The organism is Sphingomonas sp. Leaf37 (assembly GCF_920939475.1).
GTDB lineage: Bacteria > Pseudomonadota > Alphaproteobacteria > Sphingomonadales > Sphingomonadaceae > Sphingomonas.
Window position 1 is genome coordinate 644,335 of sequence record NZ_CAKLAX010000002.1, and the last position, 17,163, is coordinate 661,497.

General features: G+C 65.2%; 15 protein-coding genes and 1 tRNA gene. 8 read left to right on the top strand and 8 right to left on the bottom strand.

Features of this window, described 5'->3' with window-relative positions; genetic code table 11:
- Positions 1-19: 19 nt before the first annotated feature.
- The 7 genes from dusB (at position 20) to hflX (ending at position 9,123) form a co-directional block, all read left to right on the top strand.
- Complete coding sequence (gene dusB / locus LRA87_RS08495; RefSeq protein ID WP_230630929.1) at positions 20-1,030, top strand: tRNA dihydrouridine synthase DusB; 1,011 nt, start codon at positions 20-22, stop codon at positions 1,028-1,030.
- 7 nt (positions 1,031-1,037) lie between these two features.
- The gene (locus tag LRA87_RS08500) at positions 1,038-2,078 is read left to right on the top strand and encodes a two-component system sensor histidine kinase NtrB (protein WP_230630930.1); all 1,041 of its coding nucleotides are present in this window, start codon (positions 1,038-1,040) and stop codon (positions 2,076-2,078) included.
- The gene (ntrC, locus tag LRA87_RS08505) at positions 2,075-3,490 is read left to right on the top strand and encodes a nitrogen regulation protein NR(I) (protein ID WP_230630931.1); all 1,416 of its coding nucleotides are present in this window, start codon (positions 2,075-2,077) and stop codon (positions 3,488-3,490) included. The genes LRA87_RS08500 and ntrC overlap by 4 nt, the downstream gene beginning before the upstream one ends.
- Before the next feature lie 129 nt (positions 3,491-3,619).
- Complete coding sequence (locus LRA87_RS08510) at positions 3,620-5,845, top strand: sensor histidine kinase (RefSeq protein WP_230630932.1); 2,226 nt, start codon at positions 3,620-3,622, stop codon at positions 5,843-5,845.
- Between the two features lie 3 nt (positions 5,846-5,848).
- Positions 5,849-7,225 (top strand): nitrogen assimilation response regulator NtrX, encoded by a 1,377-nt coding sequence (gene ntrX / locus LRA87_RS08515; protein WP_230630933.1) that lies wholly within the window; start codon positions 5,849-5,851, stop codon positions 7,223-7,225.
- Positions 7,226-7,347: 122 nt separating this feature from the next.
- The gene (gene hfq, locus LRA87_RS08520; RefSeq protein ID WP_230630934.1) at positions 7,348-7,833 is read left to right on the top strand and encodes an RNA chaperone Hfq; all 486 of its coding nucleotides are present in this window, start codon (positions 7,348-7,350) and stop codon (positions 7,831-7,833) included.
- Between the two features lie 3 nt (positions 7,834-7,836).
- Complete coding sequence (gene hflX, locus LRA87_RS08525) at positions 7,837-9,123, top strand: GTPase HflX (protein WP_230630935.1); 1,287 nt, start codon at positions 7,837-7,839, stop codon at positions 9,121-9,123.
- 9 nt (positions 9,124-9,132) lie between these two features.
- Here the strand turns inward: hflX and mazG are convergent, their stop codons facing one another.
- The 8 genes from mazG to LRA87_RS08565 form a co-directional block, all read right to left on the bottom strand.
- Positions 9,133-9,861, bottom strand: coding sequence for a nucleoside triphosphate pyrophosphohydrolase (gene mazG / locus LRA87_RS08530; RefSeq protein ID WP_230630936.1), 729 nt, complete (start codon positions 9,859-9,861; stop codon positions 9,133-9,135).
- Positions 9,862-9,907: 46 nt separating this feature from the next.
- Positions 9,908-10,525 (bottom strand): retropepsin-like aspartic protease family protein, encoded by a 618-nt coding sequence (locus tag LRA87_RS08535; protein ID WP_230630937.1) that lies wholly within the window; start codon positions 10,523-10,525, stop codon positions 9,908-9,910.
- A complete protein-coding gene (locus tag LRA87_RS08540) occupies positions 10,522-11,286 on the bottom strand; it encodes an MBL fold metallo-hydrolase (RefSeq protein ID WP_230630938.1) in 765 nt (254 codons plus the stop codon). The genes LRA87_RS08535 and LRA87_RS08540 overlap by 4 nt, the downstream gene beginning before the upstream one ends.
- Entirely contained in the window at positions 11,283-12,083 is an 801-nt protein-coding gene (locus LRA87_RS08545) for a TatD family hydrolase (protein ID WP_230630939.1), read from the bottom strand. The genes LRA87_RS08540 and LRA87_RS08545 overlap by 4 nt, the downstream gene beginning before the upstream one ends.
- Positions 12,083-13,639, bottom strand: a complete 1,557-nt coding sequence (gene metG, locus LRA87_RS08550; protein WP_230630940.1) for a methionine--tRNA ligase — start codon at positions 13,637-13,639, stop codon at positions 12,083-12,085. Before metG ends, LRA87_RS08545 begins: the two co-directional genes overlap by 1 nt.
- Positions 13,640-13,680: 41 nt before the next feature.
- Positions 13,681-14,655 (bottom strand): DNA polymerase III subunit delta', encoded by a 975-nt coding sequence (locus LRA87_RS08555; RefSeq protein WP_230630941.1) that lies wholly within the window; start codon positions 14,653-14,655, stop codon positions 13,681-13,683.
- Positions 14,656-14,695: 40 nt separating this feature from the next.
- Positions 14,696-15,862 (bottom strand): D-alanyl-D-alanine carboxypeptidase family protein, encoded by a 1,167-nt coding sequence (locus LRA87_RS08560; RefSeq protein ID WP_230630942.1) that lies wholly within the window; start codon positions 15,860-15,862, stop codon positions 14,696-14,698.
- A 70-nt stretch (positions 15,863-15,932) separates the two neighbouring features.
- Positions 15,933-16,976, bottom strand: a complete 1,044-nt coding sequence (locus tag LRA87_RS08565; RefSeq protein WP_230630943.1) for a lytic murein transglycosylase — start codon at positions 16,974-16,976, stop codon at positions 15,933-15,935.
- A 96-nt stretch (positions 16,977-17,072) separates the two neighbouring features.
- Between LRA87_RS08565 and LRA87_RS08570 the strand changes: the two genes are divergently transcribed.
- A tRNA-Ser gene (locus LRA87_RS08570) sits at positions 17,073-17,162 on the top strand.
- The last annotated feature ends 1 nt before the right edge of the window (position 17,163 follow it).

Consider the following 17,163-nt stretch of genomic DNA (forward strand, 5'->3'; position numbering starts at 1 on the left):
CCCAATTTTCAGGCAGATCATGGCTCACCTTACGCCCATCCAGATCGGTCCCGTGCGGATCGACAGCCCCGTCGTGCTGGCGCCGATGACCGGCGTCACCGACATGCCGTTCCGGACGCTCGTCCGGCGCTACGGCTCGGGCCTCAACGTCACCGAGATGATCGCGAGCCAGGCGGCGATCCGCGAAACGCGGCAATCGATCCAGAAGGCAGCATGGCACCTATCCGAGGAGCCGGTATCGATGCAGCTCGTCGGCTGCACGCCCTACGAGATGGCGGAAGCGGCAAAGCTTGCCGAGGATCGTGGTGCGGCGATCATCGACATCAATATGGGCTGCCCGGTGCGGAAGGTGACCAACGGCGATGCAGGGTCGGCACTGATGCGCGATTTGAAGCTCGCAGCCCAGTTGGTCGACAGCGTGGTCAAGGCGGTGAAGGCGCCGGTGACGCTCAAGATGCGGATGGGCTGGGATCTCGACAGCCTCAATGCCCCGGAACTCTCCCGCATCGCGCAGGACCTCGGCGTCCGGCTGATCACGGTTCACGGCCGGACCCGCAACCAGATGTACAAGGGGTCGGCCGACTGGCGCTTCATCCGCACCGTGAAGGACGCGGTGACGATCCCGGTGATCGCGAACGGCGATATCTGCACGATCGACGATGCGATCGCGGCTCTCGACCAATCGGGAGCGGACGGCATCATGATAGGCCGCGGTGCCTATGGGCGGCCATGGGTGCTGGGTCAGGTGATGGAGTATCTGGAGAACGGCACCCGCCGGCCCGATCCATCGCTCGACGAACAATATCGCGTCATCATCGAACATTACGACGCGATGCTCGATCATTATGGCGACATCACCGGCGTCAACATGGCGCGCAAGCACATCGGCTGGTACACCAAGGGCCTCAACGGCTCCGCGGAATTCCGCAACGCCGTGAACCAGCAGCCCGACGCGAAGACGGTCAAGCGCATGCTCGCCGACTTCTACGCACCGTTCCGCGACCAGCCACCCGTCCAGCAGGCTGCCTGACGGCATCATGGCCGGTCGTCCGGGGTTTGCCGAGCTGTTCGCCGCGCTCCCCGTGGCCGTCTTGATCGTCGATCCCGACGACCGGATAGCGCACGCCAATGCGCTCGCAGAACAGTTGCTCAACCTGTCCGAACGCGTGATGCGCGGCCAGCCCATCGCGGCGATCCTGCCGCCGCCCGCCGCCGGGGACCGACGCGAAGGGCAGGGGATGGCCTTTTACGATACCGAGATCGCGACCCCTCACGGCCCCCGCATCAGGGTGGATTTCGTCGAGGCGGCAGTCGCCGATCATGCCGGGTGGCGGGCGATCACATTGCATCCCGCTGCCAGTACCCGCGGGCTTGGCCCGAGCGCACGTGGGGCGAGCGCGCGCGCGGCGAGCGGCGCGGCGGCGATGCTGGCGCACGAAATCAAGAACCCGCTGTCTGGCATCCGCGGCGCTGCGCAGTTGCTCGGTGCGGGCGAACTGACGACGCTGATCGTCACCGAGGTCGACCGGATCGCGGCACTGATCGACCGGATGCAGGATTTCAGCGACACCCGCCCGCTGGAGATCGCGGCGGAAAACATCTATCCGCTGATCGGCCACGCCCGCCGGCTCGCGCTCGCCGGCTTCGCGCGCGGCGTCGCGATCGACGAGCGGTTCGACCCGTCGCTCCCCCCGGCGGCGATCAATCGCGACGCATTGTTGCAAATCCTCATAAACCTGTTGAAGAACGCCCACGAAGCGTCTCGTCTGGAACGCAAACCTCGGATCGTCATCACCACCGCCTACCGCCATGGCATGTCCGTCGCGGCGGCGGCCGGCAGGCCGAGGGTGCCTCTGCCGATCGAGATCTGCGTGCTCGACAACGGCCCGGGCGCGCCCGCCGATATCGCCGACAACCTGTTCGATCCATTCGTCTCCGGACGCCCGGAGGGGCAGGGGCTCGGCCTCGCGCTGGTCGACAAGCTGATGCGAGATATGGGCGGCATCGTTCAGTATGCGCGCGAAGGAAGCCCAGAGATGACGACGCTCCGCCTGCTGCTGCCGAGGGCGGCGTCATGACGCGCATCCTGGTCGTCGACGACGACGCCGCGATCCGCACCGTCGTCGCGCAGGCTCTGCGTCGTGCCGGCCATGAAGTGCAGACCGCCGAGACGCTCGCGCAACTCGACCGCATTCTGGCGACGCGCGTGCCTGACGTACTGGTGACGGACGTCATCCTGCCCGATGGCGACGGCATCGAACGGGTCAAGGAAATCGGCCAACGTCTGCCGCAACTACCGATCATCATTCTGTCCGCACAGAACACGCTGACCACGGCGGTGCGCGCAGCGGAGGTCGGCGCCTATGAATATCTGCCGAAGCCCTTCGACCTCGACGATCTGACCCGTGCCGTCACCGGTGCCCTGGCGCGGGGCGCGGTGATGCCGCAGCCGGAGGCGGGAGAGGACCCCACATTGCCGCTGATCGGCCGATCGCCGGCAATGCAGGACGTCTACCGCATCATCGCCCGCGTATTGTCCAACGATCTCACCGTGCTGATCTCCGGCGAATCGGGGACGGGCAAGGAATTGGTCGCCCGTGCGATCCACGATCTCGGCGCGCGCCGCGCAGCCCCGTTCGTCGCCATCAACATGGCGGCGATCCCGCGCGAGCTGATCGAGGCAGAGCTGTTCGGCCACGAACGCGGTGCCTTTACCGGAGCCGCGGTCCGCAACGCCGGCCGTTTCGAACAGGCGGCGGGCGGGACGTTGTTCCTCGACGAGATCGGCGACATGCCGATGGAGGCGCAGACGCGCTTGCTCCGGGTCCTGCAATCGGGCGAGTTCACCACCGTCGGCGGCGCACGCACGATGCGCGCGGACGTTCGCGTCGTCGCCGCCACTAACCGGGACCTGACCCAGCAGGTCGCCTCCGGCCAGTTTCGCGAGGATCTGTTCTACCGCCTCAACGTCGTGCCGGTCACCCTGCCAGCGCTCCGGGACAGGCGGCAGGACATTCCGCTGCTCGCCCGCCATTTCCTGGAAAACGCGGCAGCGCAGGGGCTTCCCCGCCGGCAGCTCGGCGAACAGGCGCAGGCAGCCCTGACGGCACACGACTGGCCCGGCAATGTCCGCGAACTGGAAAACCTCATGCGCCGGCTCGCGGTCCTCGCCCGCGACGAACTGATCGATGCGCCGACGATTCGCGACCTGCTCGGCGCTCCCGGCACACTCGCCGAGGCTGCCGATCCGGGCATCGCCGAGGCTGTGCGCTACCTCGTCGAACGCATCGCCCGCGAACGACCCGACGCGCTGGACGACGGAACGTTGTACGATCGCGTCATCGGCGAGGTGGAACGGCCGTTGATCGAAACCATGCTGGCGCGACATGCCGGCAACCAGCTTCGCGCCGCGCGGGCGCTGGGGCTCAATCGCAATACGTTACGCAAACGCCTCGATACGCTGGGGATCAACGCTCGCGGGGAGGAATAGACCGTCATTCGCCGTCATGCCGTCATCGGCACGTGGTGCCGTCACGATCCGGCTGACTGTCACCACAAACCATCGCCAAACTGAATTATGTGGTTTCCGTGCAACAATCCACGTTGTACGGAGGCCGGGATGGACGCGGCCCTTACGCCCGATCTGATGGACGAGACGCCGGTTCGCCGGTTGCGCATCACGCCCGCCGTCGAGGGGCTGGTGCTGGCGCTGGCCATCGCGATCGCGACTGCGACCTATTTCATCATTGCCGGCAGCAGCACTCCGCAGACGCCACTGTCTCCGCCGACGATCGCATTGTTGCTGGTCGCCAATCTGGTGCCGGGCATCGCCTTGCTGATGCTGCTGGGCCGCCGGATCGCCCGTAAGCGGGCAGCCGCGTCTCTCGTCGGTGGTGAGGGCGTGCTGCACGTTCGGCTGGTCGCCATCTTCTCGATCATCGCGGCGGTTCCGGCGCTGCTCGTCACCATCTTCGCGTCGCTCCTGTTCCAGATCGGCGTCGAATTCTGGTCGTCCGACCGGGCGAGTGGCATGCTCGAGAATGCGCGCACGCTCGTAGGCCAAAATTACCAGCGCGAGGTGGATCGGGTCGTTGCGCAGGTGCAGGCGATGAGTGGCGACCTGTCCGCGGAGTTGAAGACCCACGCGGTCGACAGTCCGTTCTTTCAGCAACTCCTGCTGGTGCAGACCTATCGCCGCGAACAGTCCGAAGGCATGATCATTCGCCGGGGCGAGACCGATCCCCTGATCGTGCTCAACCCCTATGATCGGCCGCTTCAGAACCTCGTTACGCCCGCGATCGAGAAGGCGCTGGATGGCGGCCAGCCGTTCGTTATAGTGCGCAGCGACGACCGGATCGGCGCCGTCGTGCCGATCGACTACGGCAAGGGCGCCTATCTGTATTCGGCCCGGATCTTCGATCCACAACTCGCCAGCCAGATTCGCCGTGGCGATGCGATCGTGCGGGATTACCAGACGCTGCAAAGCCGATCGCGCGCGTTGCAGCTCAAGTTCAACGCAGCGCTGCTTCTGGTTTCGCTGCTGATCGTGGGGATCGCCGTCTGGGCCGCGCTTGCGGTCGCCGACCGTCTCGTGCGCCCCGTGGCGGAACTGGTTGGCGCGGCGCGCAAGGTCGCGACGGGCGACCTCACTGCGCGCGTCGCCGACCCGCGCCGCAAGGATGAGGTCGGAACGCTGGCCAACGCCTTTAACCAGATGACCGGTCGGCTACAGGAGCAGAACAACGCACTGGTCACCGCCAACGATCAGCTCGACAGCCGCCGGGCGCTGATCGAGGCGGTGATGGCCGGCGTGTCCGCCGGCGTACTGGCGACGGCGGACGACGGCACCATCCGGATCGCCAATCGATCGGCCACGGAATTGATCGGGATGGGTGCCGATGGCCTCGTCGGACGGCCGCTTGCCAGCGTGTCGCCCGAACTGTCTGCGCTCGTCGAGGGGCGGGAGCGCGAGGCGATCGTTCAGGTCATTCGCAACGGCGAGACCAAGACGTTGGCGGTACGTATCGCGCGAACCGACTCCGGCCCCATCCTCACCTTCGACGACATCACCCAGCAATTGCTCGACCAGCGCCGCGCCGCATGGTCCGACGTAGCACGGCGGATCGCACATGAGATCAAGAACCCGCTGACTCCGATCCAGCTTGCCGCCGAACGCCTCCAGCGCCGCTACGGCAGCAAGATCGATGCCGAGGATACGACCTTTGCGCGCCTGACGGACACCATCGTGCGACAGGTCGGCGACCTTCGCCGGATGGTCGATGAATTCTCGTCGTTCGCCCGCATGCCTAAGCCGGTGTTCCGCGAGGAATCGCTGGTCGACATTGCCCGTCAGGCCATGTTCCTGCACGAGGTCGCGCATCCCGCCATTCACTTCGAACTCGATCACGGCAGCCCCGCGCCATCGCTGGTCTGCGACCGCAGGCAGCTGGGGCAGGCCTTCACGAACATCGTCAAGAACGCTGTGGAAGCCATTGAGAGCAAAGGCGACGATGGTGGCTCCGTTCTCATCGCGGTCGGCGCCGACGGCGACGTCGTCACCGTAGAGGTGGCGGACACGGGGATCGGCCTGCCGCCGGAACGCGACCGGATCGTCGAACCCTATATGACCACGCGCGCGAGGGGGACCGGACTTGGTCTCGCCATCGTCAAGAAGATCGTCGAGGAGCATCATGGCACCATGACCTTCGCCGATCGCGAGGGCGGTGGCACCATCGTTCGCATCACCTTCGATGCGGCGGCGCTGGCCGCCCTCGATCAGGGCGCAGATGCGCTCGAACCTACCAAAGACGGCCAACTCGCCGCACTCACACGCAATCGGAATTAGACCATGGCGCTCGACATCCTCGTCGTCGACGACGAACACGACATCCGCGAACTCGTCGCCGGCGTCCTCGAAGACGAAGGCTACGAGACGCGTACCGCCGCGGACAGCGATGCGACGCTGGAGGCGATCGCGACGCGGCGGCCGTCGCTGGTGCTGCTCGACGTCTGGCTGCAGGGATCGCGGCTCGACGGACTCGAATTGCTCGACGAGATCAAGCGCCGCGACCCTTCGCTGCCGGTGCTGGTCATATCCGGCCACGGCAACCTCGACACGGCGGTGGCGGCAATCCGCCGGGGTGCGTCCGATTTCATCGAAAAGCCGTTCGAGGCGGAGCGTCTGCTGTTGCTCGTCGAAAGGGCGACGGAGACGGAACGGCTACGCCGCGAAGTGGCGAGCCTGCGCGTCTCGGCCGGTCGCGAGAGCGATCTCACCGGAAGCTCCGGGGCGATCAACGGCGTGCGCGCGACGTTGAAACGTGTTGCCGCTACCGGCAGCCGTGTCCTGATCATGGGCCCGGCCGGTGTCGGGAAGGAGGTTGCCGCGCGGCTGCTGCATGGCTGGAGCAACCGGGCGCAGGCGCCGTTCGTCATCGTCAGCGCGGCGCGGATGACGCCCGAACGCGTCGAGGAGGAATTGTTCGGTGTGGAGGAGGGGGGCGACCTCGTCCGCCCCGGCCTGCTCGAACAGGCGCACGGTGGTACGCTGTTCCTCGACGAGATCGCTGACATGCCGGTGGCGACACAGGCGCGGATATTGCGCGTGCTCACCGACCAGAGCTTCAGCCGGATCGGCGGCACCCGTATCGTCAAGGTCGACGTCCGCGTCGTATCCGCGACATCGCGGGATCTGGCGCATGAGATTACGGAGGGGCGTTTTCGCGAAGACCTGTACTACCGCCTCAACGTCGTGCCCGTGCTGATCCCGGCGCTGTCGGAACGGCGCGAGGATATCCCGGCGCTGGTCGAACATTTCATGGCGCATTATGCTGCCGAGCGGCGCGTTCCCACGCCGGAGATCGCCGCGGACGCGATGGTTGCGCTCCAATCCTACGACTGGCCGGGGAACGTCCGTCAGTTGCGCAACGTGGTCGAGCGGACCATCATTCTCGCCCCGGGCGACCGGATCGGCCGGATCGACCTCGATCTGTTGCCGGCCGAAGTGCTGGGCGATCAAGGCGATATCGGCAGCGGCGGGGGCGGGGCGATCATGGGGGCGCCGCTGCGCGAGGCCCGCGAGACGTTCGAACGCGAATATCTCCGCGTCCAGATCCGGCGCTTTTCCGGCAACATCAGCCGCACCGCTAGCTTTATCGGCATGGAGCGATCGGCACTGCATCGGAAACTGAAGTTGCTGGGCATCACCGACATGCGCGAGGATTGAGCGCTGGACGTTTGCACCCATCGTTCATAGATGTGCATCGCCGAACGATCAGGTCGGCATCCGACGCCGGGAAACGGCGCACTAGCGGGCTAACGGCTCGCCAATAATACGAAAGGCTCATCATGGCCGACAAGCAAGGGTCTCTCCAGGACCTGTTCCTCAACGCTCTCCGCCGCTCCAAGACCCCGGTCACCATGTTTTTGGTGAAGGGCGTCAAGCTGCAGGGCATCGTCACCTGGTTCGACAATTTCTCGGTGCTATTGCGCCGCGACGGCCAGTCGCAGCTGATCTACAAGCACGCCATTTCGACGATCATGCCATCGGGCCCGATGGATGTCGCCGCTATCGTCGATTCGGTCGGTGAAGCGCAGCGCAAGCAGCCGTTGCTGCAGGAAATCTTTTTGAACGCCGTGCGCAAATCCGAGGACTCGGTAACGATGTTCCTGATCAACGGGGTCATGCTGCAGGGTCATATCGCCGGCTTCGACCTGTTCTGCATGCTGCTCCAGCGCGAAGGCATGGCGCAGCTCGTATACAAGCACGCCGTATCGACCATTCAGCCTGCCCGTGCGTTGAACCTCGCCGACGAGGGCGAGACGGAAGAATAAGCGATGAGCACGGGTTTCAACCGCGATCGTGACGAGTTTGCCCGGGGCGGGCGAGCGCTGATCGTCCTGCCGGATCAGGGCGATGCGCATCGTGATGCCGATGCCCGGCTCGACGAAACGGCTGGCCTTGCCGCAGCGATCGGGCTGGTCGTGACGGACAAGGTCGCGGTGCGGGTGCGTGCGCCCAAGCCGGCGACCCTGATCGGCAGCGGACAGGTGGAGCAACTCGCGGTGCAGGTGCGGCAGGACGAAGCGGATCTCGTCGTGTTCGACGCCAGCCTGACGCCGGTGCAGCAGCGCAATCTGGAAACCGCCCTCGAAGCCAAGGTGATCGATCGCACGGGTCTGATCCTCGAAATCTTCGGCGAACGCGCGGCGACCGCCGAAGGGCGATTGCAGGTCGAGTTGGCGCATCTGGATTATCAGGGCGGACGGCTGGTACGCAGCTGGACCCACCTCGAACGCCAGCGGGGCGGCTTCGGCTTTCTTGGCGGCCCAGGCGAAACACAGATCGAGGCCGACCGCAGACTGATCAGGGATCGTATGGCGCGCCTGCGTCGCGAACTGGAGCAGGTCAGCCGCACGCGCGGATTGCATCGCGAGCGGCGGCAGCGCGCACCATGGCCGGTGATCGCGCTGGTCGGCTACACCAATGCAGGCAAATCGACGCTGTTCAACCGGCTGACGGGCGCGGACGTGATGGCGGAAAACCTGCTTTTCGCGACGCTCGATCCGACACTGCGCCAGATTTCACTGCCCGGCATCGACAAGGCGATCCTGTCCGACACGGTTGGCTTCGTATCCGACCTGCCGACACAACTGGTCGCTGCATTCAAGGCGACGCTGGAAGAAGTGGTGTCCGCGGACCTGCTCATTCATGTCCGCGATATCGCACATCCCGATACCGAAGCGCAGCGATCGGACGTCGAAGCGGTGCTGTCGGAAATCGGTGTGTCGGAGATGACACCGCGGTTCGAGGCGTGGAACAAGCTCGACCTGCTCGATACCGAACGCCATGACGTCATGCTTGCCGAAGCCGATCGGCGGGACGACGTGGTGGCGTTGTCGGCGTTGAGCGGGGAAGGGGTGGGCGCCCTGATCGAACAGGTTGCCGCGAAGTTGACCGCTGCACATCGCCGCTACTGGATCACGCTGGAAGCCGGCGACGGAGCGGGCGCGGCATGGCTGCATGCACATGGCGAAGTCCTCGGCCAGATCAGCGAGGGACTTGAGACGCAGTATGAAGTGCGTCTCGCCGAACGGGACTATGAACGCTTTCAGCAGCGGTGAACCAGCGGGTCAGCCCCGCTTCACCTGCTGCCAAAGCGCTTCCTGTTCATCGAGCGCCATCGCCGGAAAGGCATCGCCGGCGGCTTCTTCCATCGCGCGGAAGCGACGTTCAAACTTGGCGTTGCCGGCACGTAACGCGGCTTCGGGATCGATGCCCAGATGGCGGGCCCAGTTTACCACGGCAAAGAGAAGATCGCCGACCTCTTCATGGATCTCGTCTGCGGATGCTGCGACGACCTCATCAATCTCCTCGTGTACCTTCGCTCGGGGACCATCCGTGTCGGGCCAGTCAAACCCGACGCGCGCGGCACGTTTCTGCAATTTGACTGCGCGCATCAGCGCAGGCAGGCCGGCAGCGACACCAGCCAGAGCACTCGTATCGTCCTTTCCGGCCCGCTCGGCAGCCTTCAGTTCCTCCCAGCCGGGACTGGCCGTCGCGGCGCCGAAGATGTGCGGATGCCGGCGTTCCATCTTGTCGCTGATCGACCCAACGACGTCGGCCAGCGTAAACGCGCCAGCTTCTTCGGCAATACGGCTGTGGAAAACGACCTGAAGCAGCAGATCGCCCAGTTCATCCTTCAGGTCGTCGGCGTCGTTGCGCATGATCGCGTCGGCCACTTCATAGGCTTCCTCGATCGTATAGGGAGCGATCGTCGCCCAGGTTTGCGCCGCGTCCCATTCGCAACCGCGCTGTGGATCGCGCAGTCGAGCCATGATCGCGACCAGACGTTCGATCATGAAAACTCCCCTCCGGCCGGCCCATCGATCAGATCGATAATATACATTATGTAAAGTCTTGATGGTAATGCGGTTCGAGGATCAGCGTGTTGCCCTCGACCCGCCACGACTTCAGCTTCGACAGAAAATTCATGCCGAGCACGTCGGTATCGCCGAACGCCGGTGACACCACGACGCCAAGATCCCGTGCGGCGATATCACCCAGCCGCAACTCCCGCACGGTCGCGGTCTGCGCATTGATCTGACCGTTGGCGGTGTTGAGCACCATCGGGATCAAGCTCTCGCGAACGTCGAGCGCCGCAGCCTGCGCGGTTCGGGTCGATAGCGCCGTCACCGTCGCCCCGCTATCCACCAGCATCCGCCTGGAAACGCCATCCAGCGTCACGCGCGCCCAGAAATGTCCGTCCGGCGCCATGCGGATGCGTGTTTCCTTGCCGACGACGTTCTGATCCTCCAGCTTCAACAGCCGGGCGACACGCTGGATGTACGGATCGAACTGTTCGCGTTGGCTTACGACCAGCAACAGCAAGCCGGCGATGATCGCCCAGCTCGCCAGCGAGAACAGCACCCGGAGAATCGGCACACGGCGAGCGATCAGCGCCGAGACCGGCAGCAGAAGCAGCAACAGATAGAGCAGCGCATGGCCGCCCACATCAGGGATCATGGCGTGAATTCCAGTCCATCGTAGCCTGGTTCGACGCCCGGCGGCAGATCCGCCACCAGCGTCGCGTAATCCATACTGTGATCCATGTGTACGAACACTGACCGGCCGGGACGCAGCTGCCCGATCCAGTCGAGGACGGTCGGCACGTCAGGGTGGGTCGGGTGGGGCGCATAGCGCAATGCATCGACGATCCAGACGTCCAGCCCGGTATACAGGTCGCGCATCGCCGGGGTCAGCGCATGAAAATCGGTCGCATAACCGACGGCGGCACCCGCCACCGAAAACCGCAGACCAGCCGAGGTTATGCGTCCGTGCGGCTGATCGACGACGTCGATCGTGATCCCGCCGATGACCAGCCGGTCGGGTAGACATGCCGCATCCACAGTCGGCGGATACCCCTGCCGACCGGCAAAGACGTAGGTGAACCGCTCCTTCAGCGCGTCGAGCGTCGCCCGCCTCGCGAAGCCGGGGACCGGACGGCCAAGGGCGTGGAAAATCTGGCGGACGTCGTCGATGCCGTGACAGTGATCTGCGTGATCGTGGGTCCAGATGATCGCGTCGACCGCGGCCACGTCAGCGGCCAGCAACTGTTCGCGCATGTCAGGGCCGGTATCGATCAGGATGCGCGTGCCGTCATGCTCGACCAGCAACGATGCGCGCGTCCGACGGTTGCGCGGCTCCGCGGGGTCACAGACGCCCCAGTCATTGCCGATCCGCGGCACGCCGGACGATGTGCCGGAGCCGAGAATGCGGACCTTCACCGTGCCGTATCTCGCGCCGCGGTCTTGGACGCTTTGTCGAACAAGGTGAAGAAGTTATACCTGGTCTTTGCAGCGAGTTGCTCGATCGACTCGCCCCGTAGATCGGCGAGGAAGGCAGCGGTGTCGGCGACGAAAGCCGGTTCCCCCTGTTTGCCGCGGTTTGGCACCGGCGCAAGGAATGGCGCATCCGTTTCGATCAACAGGCGATCGATCGGCAATCGCGCCGCGGTATCCTGCAGATCACGTGCGTTCCTGAACGATACGATGCCCGAGATGGAGATGTAGAACCCCAGCGCAAGGGCGGCATCGGCGAAGGCACCACTGGCAGTGAAGCAATGGATTACCCCTTTGTAGGCCCCCTGCTCCATTTCATCGCGCAGGATCGCCAACGTATCGTCTTCCGCATCGCGCGTGTGAACGATCAGCGGTAGTCCGGTTTCGCGGCAGGCAGCGATATGGGTACGGAAACTTGCCTGCTGGCGCGCCCGGTCCGAATGATCGTAATAATAATCGAGGCCGGACTCGCCGATCCCGACGACCCGCGGGTGCGCGGCCCGTTCGACGAGCTTGGCCTTGTCGACATCCTGGTGCTGGTCCGCCTCGTGCGGGTGAATACCGATCGAGGCCCAGACGTCGGGTTCACGCTCCGCCGTGGCCACCACCGCGTCCCATTCGCTCTCGCGGGTCGAGATGTTGAGCATGGCCCCCACCCCACGGGCTCGTGCGCGCGCAAGCACGTCGGCCTGCTGTTCGAACACACCCTTGTAGTTCAGGTGGCAGTGGCTGTCGGCGAACATCACGCCTCCACCACCGCCGGCATGTCGAGCCGCGGGAACACGGGCGACGGCGGAGCGATGACGAAACCGGATGCTGCCTGACGGGCATACCAGTCGTCATCGTCGATCGCGGCGTGATCGCGTTCCTGTGCACCGATCTGGTCGAGAACCTTGGCCGCCGAATCCGGCACCACCGGGATAATCGCAATCGCCAGCATACGGATTGCGCGAACAAGCGTGTTCAGCACTGCGTTCATCCGGTCGGGATCGGTCTTGCGCAACGCCCATGGCGCCTGCGCATCGATATACTGGTTGCAGGCGAAGACGCCGCGCATCCAGGCCTCGATCCCCTGATTGAGCATCAGGTCTCCGAACGCCGATTTGAAGCCGGCGCAGGCGACGACGATCTCCTCGATCAGCATGGCGTCGGCGGGGTCGGACCTGCCGCCCTCCGGAAATGCCCCGCCCAGATTTTTGGCGATGAACGACAGGGTCCGCTGTGCCAGATTGCCGAAGCTGTTGGCGAGTTCGGCGTTGACGCGCGTCACGATCGCCTCGGCCGAATAGCTGCCGTCCTGTCCGAAGCTGACGTCGCGGAGCAGGAAATAGCGTACCGCGTCGACGCCGAATGCGTCGGTCAATTCGTCAGGGCTGACGACATTGCCGACCGACTTCGACATCTTCTCGCCGCGATGGAGCACGAAACCGTGTGCGAACACCTGCTTCGGCAGCGGCAGGTTCGCCGACATCAGGAACGCCGGCCAGTAGACCGTGTGGAACCGGGTGATGTCCTTGCCGATCAGGTGCAGATCAGCCGGCCAGAAACGCGCCATCGCTTCCGCATCGTCGGGATAGCCCGCGCCGGTGAGGTAATTGGTGAGCGCGTCGACCCAGACGTACATGACATGGCCGGGGCTGTCCGGCACCGGAACACCCCAATCGAAACTGGTGCGCGAGACCGACAGGTCGGACAGTCCTCCCTCGACGAAGCGCATCACCTCGTTCCGGCGCGTCTCGGGTCGGATGAAGTCGGGGTTGGCGGCGTATAGATCGAGGAGCGGCTGCTGGTATTTCGACAGGCGGAAGAACCACGTTTCCTCCGCAGTCCATTCCACCGGCGTTCCCTGCGGCGAAAGGCGCTGCCCCCCTTCCCCGTCGACCAGTTCCTTTTCGTCGTAGAAGGCTTCGTCGCGAACCGAATACCAGCCCTCGTACCGATCGAGATACAGGTCGCCCTTGTCGCGCATCGCCTGCCATATGGCTTGACTGGCGGCGTAATGCGCCGGCTCCACGGTGCGGATGAAACGATCATACGAGATGTTGAGTGTGTCGGCCATTCCACTGAAATGGGCGGACATTTCGTCGGCGAATTCGCGTACATCGATCCCGCGGGTACGAGCCGTCTGCGCCATCTTCAGCCCGTGCTCGTCGGTGCCGGTCTGGAAGCGTACTTCACGGCCCGCCTGCCGCTGAAAACGCGCGATCGCGTCGGCGGCGATCATCTCATAGGCGTGGCCGATATGCGGGCGCCCGTTCGGGTAGTGGATCGCGGTCGTGATGTAATAAGGATCGGCCATGGCCGCGTCCTAGTCGATCGATCCCGCGAGGTGAAGCGGGGTCAGCGCAGCGTCGCGACGATCGCCGCCATCTCGAACACCGTCGCCTGCGCATCGAGCGACAGGCCCAGCGCCGCACCGGCGAGATCGCGCGCGGCGACCTGCGCATCCAGCGCTGCCTTCAGCCGTGGGCCGGAACGGGTGCGCGCCTCTCGCGCGATCATCGCAGGCACGCGGTCGAGGAAGACTTCGTAGCGCGCGACATTGCCCTTCCCCGCGAGCGCCCTGGCCAATGCTGCGCGGCGGGCGTTTATCGGGTCTCCGTCGCTCGCGATGCCGGTGATGGCGCTGTCGAGTCCGTCGATGTCGAGCCCGGCGTAACGGATCGCACGCCCGGGGGCGCCCTCCCCGGTCCGGACGAGCGCTGCGACCTCATGGTCGTCGGCATCCGGCAGCGCACCGCGCAAGGCCCTCGCCATGTCGCCGTCGTCGAGCGTGGCGAAGCGCAGGACGCGGCAGCGCGAGCGGATCGTCGGCAGCAGCCGGCCCGGTGCATGACTGACGAGCAGGAAGATCGTGCCGACGGGCGGCTCCTCCAGATTCTTGAGCAGCGCGTTGGCGCCGTTACGCTCAAGATCGTCGGCCGCGTCGATGATGACGACGCGGCGCGCGCCCATCGACGGGGTCGTTGCGAACATCGGCTGCAGCGAGCGGACCTGCGCGATCGTGATGCTGCGGGCGAGGTCCTGATCCGGCTTTTCAGCGTCTTTGGGCAGACGCTGGAGAATGCGCAGGTCGGGGTGCGATCCGGCGTCGACCAGCGACCGCGTGGGGTGGCTATCCGGTACGACGAGAGCGGGTGCGGTGACGCCGGTGGCGCTCGCCTCGGCAAGCATGCGCAGGGCGGCGGTATGCGCGAAGCTCGCTTTGCCGACGCCCTGCGGGCCGACGAGCAACCAGGCGTGATGCAATGCGCCGCTGCGCAGGGCGGCGATGAAGGCTGCCTGCGCATCGGCCTGACCAAACAATTCGGTCATGGGACAGCGTGCAAGAACAAGTCGGACTTGTCCGCTGGCATCACCCGAAGAGCGAGGTCAGCCCGGCCCATGCGCGCCCGAAGAAGCCGGCTTCACCGACATCCTCGGCGGCGACGAGCGGCAGGCGCTGTTCGGGCATCTCTGGCGATTTCACGACCAGATCGGCGATATGCTGACCCGCCTTGATCGGAGCGCGGATCGGACCTTCGTAGACGACCTTTGCGCTCATCTGGGGCACCGCACCGGCAGGAAGCGTGACGGTCAACTGCTTCGGCGCGACGAGGCCGACGCTGCCGGAGCTCCCCATCTGCACCTCGGCGGTCGACACCTGCTTGCCCTGCGCCACGACCGGCTTCGCCTGCCATGCGCGGAAGCCCCAATCCATGAAGCGCACCGATTCCTCGGCGCGGCCGCCGGACGAGGTCAGGCCGGCGACGACCATGACGAGGCGGCGGTTGTTCTGCTCCGCCGATCCGGTGAAGCCGTAGCCGGCCTCTTCGGTATGGCCGGTCTTCAGCCCGTCGGCACCGGCGACGCGGCCCAGCAGCGGATCGCGATTCGCCTGCGTGATGTCGGCACCGGCGCCCAGCGTCTTGCCCCAGGTGAAGCTGCGCAGCGAGTAGAAGCGCTTGTAGAGATCCGGGAAGTCCTTGATCGTCGCGGTTGCCAGATGCGCCAGATCGCGCGCGGTGACGTAAGTGACGCCATTGTCGGGCCAGCCGTTCGATGTGCCGAAGTGGCTGTTGGTCAGCCCCAGCTTCTTTGCCTGCTGGTTCATCCGGTCGGTAAAGGTCTGTTCGGTACCCGAAATTCCTTCCGCCAGCACGACGCAGGCGTCGTTGCCCGACAGCGTGACGATGCCCTTCAGCAGGTTTTCGACGCTCACGTTCTCACCGGTCGACAGGAACATCGTCGATCCGGCCTGCGGACCGTGCCAGCGCTGCCACGTCTCGGGCCGGACGGTGAAATTCTGGTCGAGCTTCAGTTCGCCCTTCCTGATCATGTCGAACGCGACATAGACGGTCATCATCTTCGCCATGGATGCCGGTGGCATCCGGCGATCGGCATCGCGCTGGTACAGCACCGCGCCCGAGGACAGGTCCTCCATGTACGCGATCGGCGCGGTGCCCTGAAACTGCGGAGCCGCGGCAACGGAAGGCATCGCAAGCGCGACGATGGCAAGCGGAGCGGCAATCAGCGTTTTCATGACGGCGTCTTTGACTTTCCGGAACTTGGAACGGGAATGGATGACGGCATAGCGGCAGTCCGTCGCTGCGTCAGCCCTCTACGGCATCCGCGAGCAAACCGACCGACAGCGCATAGAAATTGGAGCAATTGTAATCGAGGATGACGCGGTAATTGCTGGTCAGCAAATAAGCGGTAGTCCCGGGGCCGTCAGGTTCGATCAGCGTCGCTTGCACGGTGTCGGCGGGCCATCCCCTGCCCTGTGGCACCAGCCCCATGCTCCGCCATTCCGCCATCGTCCGCCAGCGGCTGTGCCGCTCGAACACGCGCGGGCAGCGGGGCGACACGAGCCGGTTGGTCAGGGCCGAACGGTTCAGGCCGGCGGGAACGCTGACCGCGATGCCCCACGGCTGACCCGGTCGCCAGCCGGCGTTGGCGAAGTAATTGCCGATCGATGCCAGCGTATCGGCCGGGCTGGTCCAGATGTCGGCGCGGCCGTCGCCGTCGCCATCGCGCGCCAGCCGGAGGTAGACCGAGGGCAAAAATTGAGGGTTACCGGTCGCCCCCGCCCAACTGCCGACCAGACGTTCGCGCGGGATGCCGCGATCGAGGATCTTGAGGCCGGCGATAAATTCACCGGCAAACAGGCTGCGACGGCGGCCCTCGTAGGCAAGACTGGCGAGGCTGCGGAGCAGATCGAAATTGCCAGTGTAGGCGCCGTAGTTGGTCTCATGCCCCCAGATAGCGACCATGATCGATTCGGGCACGCCGGTTTCCCGCTCGACCCGCGACAGACGTGCGCGCTGCGCCTGATAGGTCGCGCGTCCGCGGCCGATCCGTGCGGCGTCGACATGGCTCGCCTTGTACGGCGCGAAAGGGGGTGTCGCGGTGCTGCCGGGATTGCCGGGCTGTGCGCGATCGAGCTGAATCGTGCGTTCGCTGAGCGTCAGCGTCGGGAACACCGCGTCGATCGTCCGCTGCGTTACGCCTTCTGCCTGCGCCTGCTGACGTAGGGTCGCAAGATAGGCCTGAAAACCCGATTCGTCCTGCGCCGCGGCCGGACCGGCGGACGCCAGTGTCAATGTCGTCGCGAGAATGCCGGCCTTCAGCCCGCGTGTCAGTCGTTGCCCCCACATGCCATCGTTGGTGCCACAGGGCGGCCGCGGCGTGAACCTCTTATCGTCGCGGGGCTTGCACGGGCAGCCGCGGTGCGACTATTCGGAGCCGACCACGGAGAGATGGCCGAGTGGTTTAAGGCAGCGGTCTTGAAAACCGCCGTAGGTGGAAGCCTACCGTGGGTTCGAATCCCACTCTCTCCGCCAA